Source organism: Sulfuriferula plumbiphila (assembly GCF_009938015.1).
GTDB classification, from domain to species: Bacteria; Pseudomonadota; Gammaproteobacteria; order Burkholderiales; family Sulfuriferulaceae; genus Sulfuriferula; species Sulfuriferula plumbiphila.
In genome coordinates, this window is record NZ_AP021884.1 from 3,417,964 (window position 1) to 3,433,581 (window position 15,618).

The window sequence follows — 15,618 nt, forward strand, 5'->3', positions numbered from 1 at the left end:
GCCAACGCGTGGATAGTTTGAACAATAAGCATATTTTACGGGAATAGGGGGATGAATGGCGATTCGCGACTGGCCGGAGGACGACCGCCCCCGGGAAAAACTTCTGCGGCGCGGCGCGCAAGCGTTAAGCGATGCCGAATTGCTGGCCATTTTTTTGCGCACCGGCGTGTCTGGCAAAAGCGCAGTGGACATGGCGCGTGACCTGGTGCACCAGTTCGGCAGCCTGACCCGCCTGTTTGCGGCGGGCCGCGGCGAATTCTGTGCCGTACACGGTCTGGGCGACGCCAAATATGCCCAACTGCAGGCGGTGCTGGAAATGGCGCGGCGCGCGCTGGGCGAATCCATGCGTCAGACCGATGCACTCGCCTCCCCCGACGCGGTGCGCGATTACCTGCGCCTGGCGCTGGCGGGCCAATCCCACGAAGTGTTTTGCGTAGTGTTTCTGGATACGCAAAATCGTGTACTGGCCGTCGAAGAACTGTTTCGGGGCACACTCACGCAAACCAGCGTATACCCGCGCGAAGTGGTCAAGCGCGCACTGGCACACAATGCCGCCGCATTGATCCTGGCACACAACCATCCTTCCGGCGCTGCTGAACCCAGCAGGGCCGACGAGAACCTGACCCAGGCCCTCAAAGCCGCGCTGGCGCTGGTGGATGTGACGGTACTTGACCATTTTGTCGTGGGCAATGGCAACGCCGTGTCGTTTGCGGAACGCGGATTGCTTTGACGCCGACAAAGGAAATGTGGTATAAATCGCGTTTTACCGAATTCCGTAGGGAGGTCATTATGGCCCGTGTATGTCAGGTTACCGGCAAGGCGCCGATGTCGGGAAACAACGTTTCCCACGCCAACAACAAGACCAAACGTCGTTTTCTGCCCAATCTGCAGTCACGCCGCTTCTGGCTTGAAGAAGAAAACCGTTTTGTGCGTCTGCGCGTCTCTACTGCTGCGCTGCGCACGATCGACAAAAAGGGCATTGAAGTTGTGCTCGAAGAGATGCGCGCCAAGGGCGAGAAGGTTTAAGGGGTAAAACATGGCCAGCAAAATCCGCGAAAAAATCAAACTCGAGTCCACCGCAGGTACCGGACATTTTTACACTACCAGCAAAAACAAGCGCACCACGCCGGAAAAACTAGAATTCATGAAATTCGATCCCAAGGCACGCAAGCATGTGCTGTATAAGGAAATCAAGCTGAAATAAGCCGGCTTGTCCAATAAAAAACCCGCCATAGGCGGGTTTTTTATTGGACCCTGCATACCCGGCAGGACATGCGATCAGGCGTAGCAGCGCAGCTTGCGGGAAAATTTCTGCAGTGACTCAATCCCGCTGGACTCGGCACGATGGCACCAGTCCTGCAGCTGGGCCAGGAGCTGTTCCTTGGTGGCGCTGGAACGTGCCCACAGCCCTGCCAGATCCTGGCGCATGGCATATACCGTGGCCAACTCCTTGCTCTGGTTCAGCACTTCCGACAGACTCGCTTTATCCTGCTCACGCAGGTCTGCAGCATCCAGATGCAGCCAATGTTTGACTTTTTTAGCCATGCTGCTGTCATTGAGCTGGGGCAGGGAAGCCTTGAGTTTAAGCACCTCATCCGCGTACACCGTTTTCACCGAGCGGGCAAACCGGGTCAGCACGTCATAACGATGCGTGATGATCGCCTGCAGCGTGTCAAGGTCGCAGACTGCCTTGCCTTTGGTCATGCGCACCTTGGGCGCAACTTTTTTCACCTTGGCCAGGCCGAAAATTTCCATAATGCGGATATACATCCAGCCAATGTCGAACTCATACCATTTATTGGACAGCTTGGCCGAACTCCCGTAGGCATGGTGATTGTTGTGCAGCTCCTCGCCGCCAATCAGGATGCCCCATGGCGAGATATTGGTGCTGGCATCTTCGCAAGTGAAGTTGCGATAGCCCCAGTAGTGGCCGACGCCATTGATAATGCCGGCAGCGGTAACCGGTATCCAGGCCATTTGCACCGCCCAGATAGTCAGCCCGATTGGCCCGAATAGCGCCAGGTCAATCAACATCATCAGGACGATGCCTTTACCGCTGTAACGCGAATAGACGTTGTGTTCGAGCCAGTCGTCTGGGGTACCGGAACCATACTTGTCCAGGGTTTCCCGATTTTTCGATTCGGCGCGGTAGAGCTCTGCGCCTTCAAAAAAGACTTTTTTCAGGCCGAGCACTTGTGGGCTGTGGGGGTCTTCAGGAGTTTCACATTTGGCGTGGTGCTTGCGGTGAATAGCCGCCCATTCCTTGGTGACCATGCCGGTACTCAGCCACAACCAGAAACGGAAGAAGTGACTGATGATGGGATGCAGCTCCAGGGCGCGATGCGCCTGATGGCGATGCAGATAGATCGTGACGCCGGCGATGGTCACATGGGTCAGCGCCAAGGCTACCAAAACATAACCCCACCAGGGGAGATGCCCCACCAGACCGTTTGCTAATAAATCCATAGTTTCACTTACCTCAAATGAATGACTGCGAATCGCAGTGCGGAAGGCATAAATCAAGTCAAGATAGTCTTATCCTAATATATGTCCTCCACTGCGCAATATAACAGAAATGTGTCCAGCACATTAAACGTTTTGATTCTCGGGCTGAATGATGTGAATGTCACGGCGCGGATACGGGATTTCAATCCCGCCAGCACGGAAATTCCTCCATATTTCCATATACAGATCGGAACGTAGATTGGCCTGCCCCCCTTCCGGGTCAGAAATCCACACGCCCAGTTCCAGATCAATGCCGCTCTCGCCAAAATTTTTTATCAAAACCCTGGGCGCCTCCTTGCTATCGCCCTGCAGCACGCGCGGGTGATTTGCCGCTGCTGCTGTCAATATCTCCATTGCCCGTTCCAGCGGGCTCTCGTAGCTGATCTGGATGGGGATCGCCATGCGGATATCGCGCTTGCTGAGCGAGTGATTCACTATGGTTGAGGTAATCAGCGTTTCATTGGGAATAAGGATTTCCGTACCATCCAGCGCTTTAAGCAAGGTATAGCGGGTATTGATCTGGCTCACCTCACCATAGCCCGTGCCCACCGTGAGCATGTCACCCGGGCGGATCGAGCGATCGAGCAGAATAATGAACCCGGATACATAGTTACTGGCGATTTTCTGCAACCCCAGGCCCAGCCCTACACCCAGGGCCCCGCCAAACACCGACAGCACAGTGATATCAATGCCCACCACGGGCAATGCAATCAACACGCCCGTAATAAGCAGCAGGGTGCGGGTCGCCTTGATCAGCGCCAGGCGCAGATTGAGATCCATGCGGCTCACGCGCATCAGGCGCGTTTCGACGAATTGCGCCAGCCACAGCGCGCCTACCACCGCGAGCACGATGACGATAACCGCCTCGAGCAGCAGCAACAGCGAGAAATGGTGGGCGCCCGCGTCAAATGAGACGCTATCCAGCGCATGCAGGATGCGCGGCAGTACACCGGTAATATGCAAAGCCAGACCGATCCAGATAATCCAGGCGATTAACCGCTCCCATGTCTTGATGGCCTCGTTGCTGCGCAATGCGTAGCGCAGCATATACACCAGGGTGCGCACCAGCACCATGGCCTCGAGCAGCGGCACGGCAATGTTCAACACATGCACCGGCTGCCATGGCTCAAGAATCTCTCGTCCGATCAATACCAGCACCAGCGTAACCAGCGACAAACCAATCCGCTTGAGCCCTTCCAGACCGAGGCGCCAGGTGCCATGCACCTGCGCCAGACGCGGGCAAATCCAGCGCATCACCCCCCAGCTCGCCAGGCCGCATACGACGAGAACGGCGAACTGCCAGCCCAGTTCGTTCTGATGGGTTTCGTTAAGCAACTGAGACAACAGATTTTCGAGCGGAACAGGTCGGGTCATGGGCTTAACGCAATTGCGTGTTCACGGTGGCGACGCCAGTTAACGGCATAGGCTTGAGCCAGCGCCGAGTTTCCGCGCAGAACAAGCAGGTTTTCTGCGTTGCGATACTGCGCCGCATGGGTAAAATTATAACTGCCGGTAATGACCACAGGCGCGCTATCGGCGTCGATGACCATGATCTTGCTGTGGGCACTGGCGTGCTCGGCATCCAGATAAACCGGCACACCGGCCGCCGCCATATACCTCACCACGCTGGTGGAAATTCTATCGGTCTGCTCGCTATCGGCGATCAGCGCCACGTCCACCCCGCGTTGATGCGCGGCAATCAGCGCATCGGCAATGGCGCGATGGGTAAAGCTGAACGCTTGCACCCGAATCTGCCGGCGCGCATCGCGTAGCGCAGCAATCACCAGCGCCGCCGCGTCGTCGCCCGGCGTAAATGCCACCTGCAGCGTGCCCACGGCAGGCAGCACCGGTAGCGTGCGGCTACCCTGAAGTGCCCAACTGGGGTGGCTACACGACAATAGCACCAGCCACACGATGGCTTGGCGCATGTCAACTCGCTTCCAGCACTGCTGCAAAAAAGCCATCGGTGCCATGCTCAGCCGGGTTAAGCCGCAAATAGTCGCCGGTGTCGAGCGCGACATGTTGCTGCTGCAGGATTTCCGCTGCATTTTTCAGCACAAAACGCGGGTTGGCGGCAATGAACGCCTCGACCACCTGCTCGTTTTCTTCCGGCAGCAAACTACAGGTCGCATACACCAGCCGCCCGCCCGGTTTCACCAGACGCGACGCGGCAGCCAAAATCGCCGTCTGCTTGGCAGACAGCTCGGCTACGCTGTCGGGCGACTGGCGCCATTTCAGGTCGGGGTTGCGGCGCAGCGTGCCCATGCCGCTACACGGTGCGTCTACCAGCACCCGGTCAATCTTGCCGGCCAGGCGCTTGATGCGCGTGTCGTTTTCGCTGGTGATGAGCTGCGGCGTGAGATTGGACAAACCAGAACGCTTGAGGCGCGGCTTGAGCTTGGCCAGGCGTTTTTCCGACACGTCGAATGCATACAGCCGCCCGGTGGAGTGCATCAGCGCTCCCAGCAGCAGCGTTTTGCCGCCCGCCCCCGCACAAAAATCCACCACCATCTCGCCACGCCGGGGCGCCACCAGATAGCCAAGCAGCTGACTGCCTTCGTCCTGGATCTCGATCTGGCCTTCCAGAAACGGTTTGTATTTTGCCAGCACCGGCTTGTCTGCCATACGGACACCGACCGGTGAATACGGCGTGGCAGTGGCGCTCATGCCCGCCGCGTTGAGCACGGCGAGCATGTCGTCGCGCCTGGCGCGCAGCGTGTTGACGCGCAAATCCAGCGGGGCGGGGTGCAGCAGCGCCTGCGCCAGGCGCGCCGCAGCCTCCGCGCCATATATCGCCAGCCAGCGCTCTGCCAGCCAGTCCGGCACATCCCATTGCACCGCCAGCGGCTGCGTCGCCAGATCCAGCGCCTTGATTTGCGGTACCATGTCCAGTTCCGGGCCGCGCAGATGCGGCTCCAGCTGGCGCATGTTCATGCCCTGCACGCGCACCAGCCAGGCCAGCGCCAGCTGACGTGGCGTGCCTTTGCCAGTGGCGGCCTCCAGCGAGCGCTTGCGGCGCAGCACGCCGAAAACCAGCTCTGCGATAAAGGCGCGATCCTTGTTGCCCAGCATCGGATTTTCGCGGAAATAACGGCTCAATACCACGTCGGCTGGCGTATCCAGAGCCATTACCGCTCGCAGCGCGGTAATGGCTTGTTCGAGGGGGAGATAGGGAGAAGGCATGGGTTTTACGGGTTCGACATTGCCGTGCAGTTTAGCCGAAACTGCTGCCGTCGACCACGCCAGACGGGACGCGCAGTTTGCCGCAGGGGGTTAAATATCAGATAATTCCGCTGTTTATCGCCGCCTCGCTCTTTTTAAAGCGATTTACCGACTCTGAGGTGCCCCTTGAAAGACATGCTCGCCTGCAATCTATGGCTGTATAAGGTTTTCCCGTTCCTGCGCTGGTGGCCTACGGTCAACCGCGATACCACCAAGGCTGACCTGACTGCGGGCTTGACCGGGGCAATGATCGTGCTGCCGCAGGGGGTGGCGTTTGCCACCATTGCCGGCCTGCCGCCGGAGTTTGGCTTGTATGCGGCAATGGTGCCGGCGGTGATTGCTGCGCTGTTTGGTTCCAGCTGGCACCTGGTTTCAGGGCCGACTACCGCCATTTCGATAGCCGTGTTTGCCTCGGTCAGCCCCTTGGCTGAACCCGGCTCTGCACAGTTCATCAGCCTGGTACTCACCCTCACCTTCCTGACCGGAATCTTCCAGTTCATCATGGGTCTGGCGCACATGGGCGCACTGGTCAACTTCATTTCGCACACCGTAGTGATCGGCTTTACCGCGGGCGCCGCGGTGCTGATCGCAGCCAGCCAAATCAAGAATTTCCTTGGCCTCAACATGGCACGCGGCTTGCCATTCCACGAGATTCTGCACCAGGTGTTCCTGCAGCTGGACAAAATCAATCCCTACGTGACCGCGGTGGGTGTCATCACCCTGGTCACCGGCATCGTGGCGCGCAAACTGATGCCCAAGCTGTACATGATTATTGCCATGGTGGTGGGCAGTGTGGCCGCGCTCATCATCAACAACCTGGCAGGGGGTGCCGAAACCACCCACATCAAGACCGTCGGCGCGCTGGCTGCCCACCTGCCACCGTTCACCCTGCCGGATTTTTCGCTCACAGCCATCAGCCAGGTGGTTTTCCCGGCGCTGATTGTGACCATGCTGGCGCTCACCGAAGCCGTATCCATCTCGCGCGCCATCGCGGTGAAATCCGAGCAACGTATTGACGGCAACCAGGAATTCATCGGCCAGGGCTTATCCAACATTTTCGGCAGTTTCTTCTCCAGCTACGCTTCCAGCGGCTCGTTCAACCGCAGCGGCGTGAACTATGCTGCAGGCGCAAAAACTCCGTTGGCCGCGGTGTATTCTGCACTGTTCCTGATCCTGATTTTGATGCTGGTGGCGGCACTCGCCGCCTACCTGCCCACCGCCGCGATGGCCGGGATTCTGTTCCTGGTGGCGTGGGCGCTGATTGACTTCCACCACATCCATTCCATTTTCCATACCAGCAAACAGGAAACGGCAGTGCTGGCGGTGACCATCATCGGTACGCTGATTGACCTGGAGAAAGGCATTTTCTTCGGCATCATGCTATCGCTGATGCTTTATCTGTACCGCACCTCGCGCCCGGCGCTGGTGGATGTGGTGCCTGACCCGGAACCGGACAGCTACCACTTTGTGCCGGTGGATGGACGCCCCGAATGCCCGCAGCTCAAAATGATCCGCTTACAGGGCTCGATTTTCTTCGGTGCGGTCAACCATGTGCAGCAAACCCTGCAACAGATTGACGAGATTAACCCACAGCAAAAACACGTGCTGTTTGCTGCCAGCGGCATGAACTTTGTCGATGTGGCGGGCGCAGAAATGCTCATGCAGGAAGCCAGGCGTCGCAAAAAAATGGGTGGTGGGCTGTATTTCTACCGGATGCAAAATGGGGTACGTGATCTACTGGTGAAAGGACACTATTTGGACGACATCGGCGAGGCCAATATTTTCCCCACCAAATCGCGCCCGATCGACGCAATTTATCCCAAACTCGACTCGGAAATTTGTCGTACCTGTACTGCGCGCATTTTCAAGCAATGCAATATTGCACTACCCAATGGAGAGCCACGCACATGATCCGCAAAAATCCCAGCGGGGATTTACCCGTCATCCACGAATCCGCCTTTGTTGACCCGACTGCCATTATTTGCGGCAAGGTGTTCATCGGCGAAAACGTATTTATCGGACCGTATGCAGTGATCCGCGCCGACGAGGTGGATGACAGCGGCAATATGGAACCGATTATCATCGGCGCCAATTCCAACATTCAGGACGGTGTGGTAATCCACTCCAAATCCGGTGCGCGGGTGCTGATCGGCGAGCATACCTCCATCGCCCACCGTTCCATCGTGCACGGCCCGTGCGTGGTCGGCGACAACGTGTTCATTGGCTTCAACTCGGTGTTGTTCAACTGTGTGGTGGGCAAGCGCTGCGTAGTGCGCCACAACTCTGTGGTGGAAGGCTGCGAGCTGCCCGACGGCTTCCACATCCCCTCCACCACCAACATCCACGCTGATTCAGATCTGAGCAAAATCGAGCAGGTCGGCTTCCGTGAAGAAGACTTCTCCGAAGACGTGGCGCAGACTAACATCAACCTGGTAAAGGGTTACAAAAAGCTGCAGAACGAATTCTGACCGGTTCCGATTACGGCCTACGACGGCCTGAAAATCGCCACGCTGGTGATGGGGATCATGTTAACCCGGAGAGCACGGGGGAAACAATGAAGGCAAAAATCAAGCCCGGGGAAGCGTCTTAAATTTTGCCTTTTGCCTTTTGCCTTTTGCTTTCTCATTTCCCTCCGTGCTCTCCGTGGCCGACTGCTTTTTCCCGGTTCAAATTACTTGGCTAGCCCATGCGACTGCTGATTCCAGTCAGAATGCCCTGCATGAGCGCAAAGGGCGGCGGCGGACAGCCTGGTACGGCAACATCCACCGGGATCACGCTGGCCACGCGCCCGCGGCTCGCATAGCTTTCGCCAAACAGGCCTCCGCTACAGCCGCAGTCTCCCACTGCCACCACCAGTTTCGGTTCCGGGATGGCTTCATACGTGCGCTGCAGCGCCGTTTCCATATGCCGCGAAACCGGGCCGGTAACGAGCAGCATGTCCGCATGCCGCGGGCTGGCGACAAAATGGATACCGAGCCCTTCCAGGTTGTAATACGGGTTGCTGAGAGCGTGGATTTCGAGCTCGCAGCCGTTGCACGAGCCGGCATCCACGTGGCGAATCGCCAACGCGCCGCCGAAGCGCTCGAGGATTGCATTTTCCAGGCGCTGGGCCGTGCAGCGCAATGCGTCGTCGATGCCCGGCGGTGTCTCGGTTTTTATGCCCGACTGCAGGATCTGCCTAATGATCTTGTACATGATTCCTCATAAATCGTGCCCGCTATAGCTCAAGTTGAACGACTTATTGATGAGCGGGAAATCCGGGACGATATTGCCCAGCACGGCGTGCTCAAGCAGCGGCCAGTTCTGCCACGACGGGTCATGCGGATGCAGGCGGCGGATGCGGTTGTCCGTTCCCGTCTCCAGCGCAACCAAGACCTCGCCGCGCCAGCCTTCCACCCAGCCCACGCCAATCGCGTGGTCGGGGGCTTTTGGCAATATGGTAAAGATCGCGCCGCCCGGCAGCCCTTTCAAAATCAGCCGGCAAAGGCGTATTGCCTCGCTCACCTCGTCAAAGCGTACCGCCACCCGCGCCGCGACATCGCCGTTGCGGTGCGTCGCCATGCGCACATCCAGCCTGTCATAAGGCGCCGTCGGAAACTGCGCGCGCAGATCCCAGGCCTGTGCGCTCGCGCGTCCCGCCAGCCCGCACAACCCGAGGCGGGCGGCCAGTTCCGGGGTGACCTGACCCGCCCCGATGAAGCGATCCTGCAGCCCCGCGTGGTCGTCGTAGATGTAGCGCAGGCGGGTGACGGTCTGGTCGAGCGCGTCGAGCTCGGCCATCAGCCGGGCAGCCCCCGTTTCATCCAGATCGTTTACCACGCCGCCGGGAACGATGCTGTCCATCAGATAGCGGTGTCCGAACAGCGCCGCGTTGCTGCGCAGCAGGTCTTCCTTGAGACAGGAGAACTGCGCCAGGCCAAAGGCCAGACCGGCATCGTTGCCCAGCGCGCCCAGATCCCCAAGATGGTTGGCCAGGCGCTCGCGTTCCAGCAGCAGGGCGCGCAGCCACAGCGCCCGGCCGGGTGGCACCGTGCTCACTGCGCTTTCCACCGCCATCGCGTAGGCCCATGCGTAGGCGACGGTGGAATCACCGCTGATCCGGCCTGCGAGTCGTGCCCCGCCCTCCAGCGTCATCGTCTCAAACAGCTTTTCCACGCCCTTGTGAGCGTAGCCCAGGCGCTGCTCCAGGCGCAGGATACGTTCGCCAATCACCGAAAAGCGGAAATGACCGGGCTCGATCGTCCCGGCGTGCACGGGCCCGACTGCAATCTCGTGCACGCCGTCGCCTTCCACGGTGACGAACGGGTAATCCTGCGGCTGCGCAGGATGCGCGGTGCTGCCGTCAAAATCCTTGCGCAACGGATACTGGTCTGCCGGCCAGGCGCTGTGCCGCAGCCATGGCCGTGCATCCTGCGGGGCATGCGGATAAATGCCGAGCAGGTCGCCCAACGCACGCTGCATGCGGCTCGCCGCCGGAAAAATATCGTCGATGCCTGGATACCGGTCATTGTCGGTGGCCAGCGTCAGCCACACCAGCCCGGAACGGATGACCAGCGCCGCGTGCACGGCAAAACCTCGCTCCAGCTCACGCCGGTCGCTTCCCCACAGCGCGACCAGACGACCACCCTTGTCATGCACCTGCCGGCACACCTGGCGCCATGCTGCGGCATCCACATCGCCGTGCCACACCGGCGCCGCACCGGGAAGCGGAGACAGTGCAAGGTCAAAATCTTCGATACGCATGGCGCTCCTTCAGCCGATCAGTCGTGCTGCCTGACGGTACCAGTCGGCAAGATACGGCGGGATATACAGTCCCAGCAGCAACACCAGGGCAAGATGCACAAAAACCGGAATCAGCGCGGGCGGGTGCGGCAGACGCTGGCCCGTCGTTTCGCCGAACACCATTTCCTGCACCCGGGTGAAAATGGCGGCGAAGGCGACCCCCAGCGCCACCAGCAGGAACGGCGTGGCCCAGGGATGCTCATGCATGGCGGTGGTAATGATCAGGAATTCGCTGGCAAACACGCCGAACGGCGGCATGCCGAGGATGGCCAGGCTGCCCAGCATCAGACCCCAGCCGATGGTGGGATTGGTATCGATCAGGCCGCGAATGTTTTCGATCAGCTGTGAACCCGTTTTCTGTGCCGCGTGTCCCACCGTAAAGAAGATGGACGACTTGGTGAGCGAATGCACCGTCATGTGCAGCAGCCCGGCAAAGGTGGCGACCGCGCCGCCCATGCCGAACGCAAAGGTCATCAGCCCCATGTGTTCGATCGAGGAGTAGGCGAACATGCGCTTGACGTCCTTTTGCCGCGACAGGAAAAACGCCGCGACCACCACGCTGAACAGGCCGAACCCCATCATCAGGTTGCCGGCCAGATGCGAGGCAAGCGCCCCGTCCACCAGCACCTTGCTGCGCACCACCGCGTACAGCGCGACGTTCAGCAGCAGGCCGGAAAGCACCGCGGAAACCGGCGTCGGACCTTCGGCATGGGCATCCGGCAGCCAGTTGTGCAGCGGCGCCAGGCCGACCTTGGTGCCGTAGCCCACCAGCAGGAACACGAAGGCCAGCGACAGCACAGTGGGTTCCAGGTGGCCTTTCACCGCGTTGAGATGCGTCCACAGCAGCGCGTTGCCGCCGGCGCCGAGTATTTTTTCCGCCGCAAAATACAGCAGGATGGTGCCGAACAGCGCCTGCGCGATGCCGACGCCGCACAGGATGAAATACTTCCACGCCGCCTCCAGGCTGGCCGGGGTGCGGTACAGGCTGACCAGCAGCACGGTGGTGAGGGTGGCCGCTTCCATCGCCACCCACAGGATACCCATGTTGTTGGTGGTCAGCGCCAGCAGCATGGTAAAGGAGAACAGCTGGTACATGCTGTGGTAGAGGCGCAGCATATTCGCCGACAGCTTGCCATGGAGCTGTTCGATGCGCATGTAGGAGCGCGAAAACAGCGCGGTGGTGAATCCCACGAAGGCAGTCAGCGCGACCAGGAATACGTTGAACGAGTCGATGAAGAACTGTTCGCTGAACGCCGTCATCGGTCCCCGATTGACAATGCGGACAGTGAGAACGGCGGCGACGATGAAAGTGGCCAGGCTCATCAGCGTGTTGAGTTCGTGCGCCCAGCGCTTGTGGCCAAACAGGGCCAGCAATATCCCGCCGCACAGAGGAACACCCAGCAGCCAAAGAATTTCCACCTCAATCCTCTTTCAGTTTTTCCAGGTTTTTAATGTCCAGACTGTCGAAGGTTTCCCGGATCTGGAAGAAGAAAATACCGAAAATGAAGGTTCCCACCAGCACGTCCAGCGCAATGCCCAGCTCAACCACCATCGGCATGCCGTAGGTGGCACTGGTGGCAGCAAAGAACAGCCCGTTTTCCATCGCCAGGAAGCCGACCACCTGCGCCACTGCCTTGTGCCGGGTAATCATCATCAGGAATGACAGCAGCACGCTGGCCATGGCAATGCCCAGGGTACTGCGGGTAATGGTGTCGGCCAGCTGCGAAATCGGCGCCGCCAGGTTGAAGGCGAAGATCACCAGGGCGATGCCGACCAGCATGGTCGTCGGGACGTTGATCATGGTTTCCACGTCCCACTTGATATTGAGCCGAATAATCAGCCGGTGCAGTATCCAGGGCAGCAGGAACGCCTTCAGCATCAGCGTCAAAAAGGCCGAATAATACAAATGGGGCTGGCCGGTGGAGTACGCCACCACCGTGGTGCTCAGCGCCAGTACAAACCCTTGCCAGGCGAACAGATGGATCAGGGACAGAATACGCCGCTGCGACAGCATGGCGAAGGCGATCAGCAGCAGCAGCGCGGCCAGAAAATTAATCAGCTGTCCGGTAAATGTAGCCATCGTTTACAGCTCCAGCATCAGCATCCCCAGGACCGCCAGCAGAAATGCGGTTCCCAGGAACTCCGGCGCGCGGAAAATACGCAGCTTGGCCGACAGGGTCTCCAGCAGGGCCAGCCCGGCGCCACCCAGCAGCAGTTTCACGAACAGCACCGCCAATGCCAGCGGTACGCCGCTCCAGTCACCCGCACCGGCGATGCCCCACGGCAGAAACAAGGCGATCCCGATCGCACTGTAGTTGCTCAGCTTGATCGCGCTCGCCCATTCGATCAGCGCCAGGTGGCGCGCCGAATATTCGAGGATCATGGCCTCGTGGATCATGGTCAGTTCCAAATGGGTGGCGGGATTATCGACCGGGATGCGGGCATTCTCGGCCAGCGCCACCATGGCAAAAGCCACGGCGGCGAAGGCGAGACTGGGATAAAGCACGACTTCCCGGTGCGCGAGCGCCTCGACGATGGTGGTGAGCGAGGTGGAATGGGCGATCAGCGCGGGCGTGAACAGTATCATCAGCAGTGCCGGTTCCGCCAGGCTGGCCACCAGCATCTCGCGCCGCGCACCCATACTGCCGAACGCAGTACCGACGTCCATGGCCGCGAGCGCCGCGAACAGCCGCGCCAGCGCAAACAGTCCCACCAGCGCGATGACGTCAGCGGCTGCGGCAAACGGTAGGTCCGTCGCCACTATCGGAACAATGCTCGCGACCAGCACCATGCAAGCGAACTGGATATACGGGGCGGTGCGGAACAGGGACGATGCATTGTCCGCCAGCACCGCGTCCTTGTGGAACAGCTTGTGCAAAACCCGGTACGGCTGCAGCACGCCGGCGCCGCGCCTGTTCTGTAGCCAGGCGCGGCATTGGTTGACCCAGCCCAGCAGCAGCGGCGCCAGCACCACGATGAGCAGGGTTTGAAATAGCTGGGAGAAAATGGAAGAGATCATCGGGTAAACAGCAGCAGGACGAGCAGCGTAACGAAACTGTACAGCAGATAAATGTGGATGCGGCCATGCTGCAAGGTGCTGATCATCAGGGAAAGACGCTCGACCAGTCGCGCGATGGGCAGGTAAAGCGCATACCACAGCTTGTCCTCCGCCTTGCCCTGATAGCGGGGGTGCGCATCGAACGGACCCGGCATCTGGCGCTCAATGCGGAAAAACGGCTCGAAGATCTGCTTGATCGGCTGCCCGAACCCTTCGGCCGTATCCTGCATGCGCGCCGTTTGCTGCGGATAACCGCAGTCCCAGGCGGGGCCGCGCCGCATCCGCCCATGGTAGAACTTGCGCACCAGCACGAAAGTCAGCAGCAGCAAGGTCAATATGCCCAGCAGAAACAGCAGGGGGCTGTAGCTCGCGTGTTCAGGGGACGTCGCTACGACAAACAGCCAGCCGGATTGGGCCGCTGTAGCCCCCACGGTGTAACCGGTCAGCAGCCGGGTAACCTGATCCAGTTGCATCAGCACGAACACGGGCGCCAGGCCAAGCACCACGCAACCCAGCGCCAGCCAGCCCAGGCCAAGCCGCTCCAGCCAATTGGCGTCGTGCGCCGTGGCGAGTTTTTCCTCGCGCGGTTGGCCGAGAAAGATCACGCCGTAGAACTTGACCATGACGTAGCCCGCCAGGGCGATGGCGAGTACCACCGCCGCGGCCTCCACCGGCACCAGCATGCTCAGGTAGGAACTGGGCAGGCTCGGGGTCGCCAGAAACGCTTGCAGCAGCAGCCACTCCGAGACGAAACCATTGAGCGGCGGCAGTCCGGCAATGGCAAGGGTGCCGATCAGCGCCAGCCATGCGACCCAGGGCATGCTGCGGATCAGGCCGCCCAGCTTGCCCAGACTGCGCTCCCTGGTCGAGTGCAGTACCGTGCCGGTGACCAGGAACAGGAGGCTCTTGAAAAACGCGTGGTTGAGGCAGTGATACAGGGTCGCCGCCAGCGCGATGGCAGCGAGCGCGCCCAGCGCATAGGCGCGGAAGATCAGCGTCAGCCCGATGCCCACCAGAATGATGCCGATGTTCTCGATCGAAGAATAAGCCAGCAGGCGTTTCATGTCGGTCTGCACCGCCGCGAACATGACACCGAACAGTGCGGTCAGCAGGCCCAGCAACAGCGCCACCACACCCCACCACAACAGCTGCGCCGGCAACAGGTCGAAGGTCACGCGCAGCAGTCCGTAAATCGCCGTCTTCAGCATCACGCCGCTCATCAGCGCGGATACCGGGGAAGGCGCCGCGGGGTGCGCCTCCGGCAACCAGACATGGAGCGGCAAAATCCCCGCCTTGGCGCCGAAACCGAACAGTGCCAGAAGAAACGTCACGCTGGCCCAGAATTCGCTCAGATGGCTCGCACGCATGGCCGCAAACGTATAGTCGCCGTGACCGCCCTGCATCACGCCAAAACTCAACAGAATGCCGATGGCACCGAGATGGGCGATCAACAAGTACAGAAAACCGGCGCGACGGATCTCGGGAAGCTTGTGGTTGCTGGTGACCAGGAAGTACGAAGACAGCGCCATTGTCTCCCACGCCACCATGAACAGATACGCGTCGTCGGCAAGCATCACCAGCGCCATCGCGGCGAGGAAAAAGTGATACTGGAGGCCGTACACGCCGGGTGCCGCGCCCTCGCCTTTGCGGAAATAACCGGCCGAATAAATGGAGATTCCGGCCGACGCAGCCCCGAGCAGCACCAGGAAAAATGCCGACAGGGCGTCCAGCCGCAGGTGAAAGGGCAGGCCGGGCAGCCCCAGCGCCAGGGTGGCCGTCTCCGGCCGCTCTCCCATGCCGGCCAAGCCGGCACCCGCCAGGACCAGCCCGCCCACTGCACCCAGCGGAAACAGGACATGCCCTACAAAACGCAGATCAAGCGGGGCGAACAGACCGAGAACGCCCAGCGCGATCCAGAATACGATGACGCCGAGCATCACATCTATCGGCAGGGGGCTAAACAGGATCGCTGTAAGACTGTCCATCATCGGCTTTAACAATAGCACCATCTGCTTGCATCTGTCATCCAGCGCATGGCGATCAAAAGCACA

Annotated in this window: 15 protein-coding genes; 5 read left to right on the top strand and 10 right to left on the bottom strand. The window is 60.0% G+C overall.

What is annotated here, in order from left to right:
• The first annotated feature begins 55 nt into the window (after positions 1 to 55).
• From radC to rpmG, 3 genes are read left to right on the top strand one after another with little or no spacing between them, the layout of a single operon-like run.
• Complete coding sequence (gene radC / locus GZH91_RS17460) at positions 56 to 730, top strand: RadC family protein (RefSeq protein ID WP_147074772.1); 675 nt, start codon at positions 56 to 58, stop codon at positions 728 to 730.
• A 59-nt stretch (positions 731 to 789) separates the two neighbouring features.
• A complete protein-coding gene (gene rpmB, locus GZH91_RS17465) occupies positions 790 to 1,026 on the top strand; it encodes a 50S ribosomal protein L28 (RefSeq protein WP_124703754.1) in 237 nt (78 codons plus the stop codon).
• A 10-nt stretch (positions 1,027 to 1,036) separates the two neighbouring features.
• Positions 1,037 to 1,204 carry a 50S ribosomal protein L33 gene (rpmG, locus tag GZH91_RS17470; protein WP_087445827.1) on the top strand — a complete coding sequence of 56 codons (168 nt, stop codon included), beginning with the start codon at positions 1,037 to 1,039 and terminating at the stop codon, positions 1,202 to 1,204.
• Positions 1,205 to 1,278: 74 nt separating this feature from the next.
• On the opposite strand, the gene GZH91_RS17475 is transcribed toward rpmG, so the two are convergent.
• The 4 genes from GZH91_RS17475 to GZH91_RS17490 all read right to left on the bottom strand — a co-directional run bounded on the left by GZH91_RS17475 (position 1,279) and on the right by GZH91_RS17490 (position 5,688).
• The gene (locus GZH91_RS17475; protein ID WP_147074771.1) at positions 1,279 to 2,466 is read right to left on the bottom strand and encodes a DesA family fatty acid desaturase; all 1,188 of its coding nucleotides are present in this window, start codon (positions 2,464 to 2,466) and stop codon (positions 1,279 to 1,281) included.
• A gap of 123 nt (positions 2,467 to 2,589) precedes the next feature.
• Positions 2,590 to 3,879, bottom strand: coding sequence for a mechanosensitive ion channel family protein (locus GZH91_RS17480; protein WP_147074770.1), 1,290 nt, complete (start codon positions 3,877 to 3,879; stop codon positions 2,590 to 2,592).
• Positions 3,876 to 4,433 carry a phospholipase D family nuclease gene (locus tag GZH91_RS17485; protein WP_147074769.1) on the bottom strand — a complete coding sequence of 186 codons (558 nt, stop codon included), beginning with the start codon at positions 4,431 to 4,433 and terminating at the stop codon, positions 3,876 to 3,878. The genes GZH91_RS17480 and GZH91_RS17485 overlap by 4 nt, the downstream gene beginning before the upstream one ends.
• Before the next feature lies 1 nt (position 4,434).
• The gene (locus GZH91_RS17490) at positions 4,435 to 5,688 is read right to left on the bottom strand and encodes an RsmB/NOP family class I SAM-dependent RNA methyltransferase (protein WP_147074768.1); all 1,254 of its coding nucleotides are present in this window, start codon (positions 5,686 to 5,688) and stop codon (positions 4,435 to 4,437) included.
• A 174-nt stretch (positions 5,689 to 5,862) separates the two neighbouring features.
• On the opposite strand from GZH91_RS17490, the gene GZH91_RS17495 reads away from it, so the two are divergent.
• Together GZH91_RS17495 and GZH91_RS17500 are read left to right on the top strand one after the other, a co-directional pair.
• Entirely contained in the window at positions 5,863 to 7,638 is a 1,776-nt protein-coding gene (locus GZH91_RS17495; protein WP_174861871.1) for a SulP family inorganic anion transporter, read from the top strand.
• Positions 7,635 to 8,195, top strand: a complete 561-nt coding sequence (locus GZH91_RS17500) for a gamma carbonic anhydrase family protein (protein ID WP_147074766.1) — start codon at positions 7,635 to 7,637, stop codon at positions 8,193 to 8,195. The genes GZH91_RS17495 and GZH91_RS17500 overlap by 4 nt, the downstream gene beginning before the upstream one ends.
• A gap of 211 nt (positions 8,196 to 8,406) precedes the next feature.
• Here the strand turns inward: GZH91_RS17500 and GZH91_RS17505 are convergent, their stop codons facing one another.
• The 6 genes from GZH91_RS17505 to hyfB are packed head-to-tail and all read right to left on the bottom strand — an operon-like array spanning position 8,407 to position 15,576.
• A complete protein-coding gene (locus tag GZH91_RS17505; protein WP_147074765.1) occupies positions 8,407 to 8,922 on the bottom strand; it encodes an NADH-quinone oxidoreductase subunit B family protein in 516 nt (171 codons plus the stop codon).
• 6 nt (positions 8,923 to 8,928) lie between these two features.
• Entirely contained in the window at positions 8,929 to 10,470 is a 1,542-nt protein-coding gene (locus tag GZH91_RS17510) for a hydrogenase large subunit (RefSeq protein WP_147074764.1), read from the bottom strand.
• Between the two features lie 9 nt (positions 10,471 to 10,479).
• Positions 10,480 to 11,928: a hydrogenase 4 subunit F gene (locus tag GZH91_RS17515; protein WP_147074763.1), complete on the bottom strand. Its 1,449-nt coding sequence runs from the start codon at positions 11,926 to 11,928 to the stop codon at positions 10,480 to 10,482.
• Between the two features lies 1 nt (position 11,929).
• The gene (locus GZH91_RS17520) at positions 11,930 to 12,589 is read right to left on the bottom strand and encodes a formate hydrogenlyase (RefSeq protein WP_147074762.1); all 660 of its coding nucleotides are present in this window, start codon (positions 12,587 to 12,589) and stop codon (positions 11,930 to 11,932) included.
• A gap of 3 nt (positions 12,590 to 12,592) precedes the next feature.
• Positions 12,593 to 13,528 carry a respiratory chain complex I subunit 1 family protein gene (locus GZH91_RS17525; protein ID WP_147074761.1) on the bottom strand — a complete coding sequence of 312 codons (936 nt, stop codon included), beginning with the start codon at positions 13,526 to 13,528 and terminating at the stop codon, positions 12,593 to 12,595.
• Positions 13,525 to 15,576, bottom strand: a complete 2,052-nt coding sequence (gene hyfB, locus GZH91_RS17530) for a hydrogenase 4 subunit B (protein ID WP_223264635.1) — start codon at positions 15,574 to 15,576, stop codon at positions 13,525 to 13,527. The genes GZH91_RS17525 and hyfB overlap by 4 nt, the downstream gene beginning before the upstream one ends.
• Positions 15,577 to 15,618 lie beyond the last annotated feature (42 nt).

Coding starts and splice junctions, on each gene's coding strand:
- GZH91_RS17525 (WP_147074761.1), bottom strand. CDS start 13,528: ATGATCTCTTCCATTTTCTCCCAGCTATTTCAAACCCTGCTCATCGTG.
- rpmG (WP_087445827.1), top strand. CDS start 1,037: ATGGCCAGCAAAATCCGCGAAAAAATCAAACTCGAGTCCACCGCAGGT.
- GZH91_RS17510 (WP_147074764.1), bottom strand. CDS start 10,470: ATGCGTATCGAAGATTTTGACCTTGCACTGTCTCCGCTTCCCGGTGCG.
- GZH91_RS17505 (WP_147074765.1), bottom strand. CDS start 8,922: ATGTACAAGATCATTAGGCAGATCCTGCAGTCGGGCATAAAAACCGAG.
- hyfB (WP_223264635.1), bottom strand. CDS start 15,576: ATGGTGCTATTGTTAAAGCCGATGATGGACAGTCTTACAGCGATCCTG.
- GZH91_RS17480 (WP_147074770.1), bottom strand. CDS start 3,879: ATGACCCGACCTGTTCCGCTCGAAAATCTGTTGTCTCAGTTGCTTAAC.
- GZH91_RS17500 (WP_147074766.1), top strand. CDS start 7,635: ATGATCCGCAAAAATCCCAGCGGGGATTTACCCGTCATCCACGAATCC.
- GZH91_RS17520 (WP_147074762.1), bottom strand. CDS start 12,589: ATGGCTACATTTACCGGACAGCTGATTAATTTTCTGGCCGCGCTGCTG.
- GZH91_RS17485 (WP_147074769.1), bottom strand. CDS start 4,433: ATGCGCCAAGCCATCGTGTGGCTGGTGCTATTGTCGTGTAGCCACCCC.
- GZH91_RS17475 (WP_147074771.1), bottom strand. CDS start 2,466: ATGGATTTATTAGCAAACGGTCTGGTGGGGCATCTCCCCTGGTGGGGT.
- GZH91_RS17490 (WP_147074768.1), bottom strand. CDS start 5,688: ATGCCTTCTCCCTATCTCCCCCTCGAACAAGCCATTACCGCGCTGCGA.
- radC (WP_147074772.1), top strand. CDS start 56: ATGGCGATTCGCGACTGGCCGGAGGACGACCGCCCCCGGGAAAAACTT.
- GZH91_RS17495 (WP_174861871.1), top strand. CDS start 5,863: ATGCTCGCCTGCAATCTATGGCTGTATAAGGTTTTCCCGTTCCTGCGC.
- rpmB (WP_124703754.1), top strand. CDS start 790: ATGGCCCGTGTATGTCAGGTTACCGGCAAGGCGCCGATGTCGGGAAAC.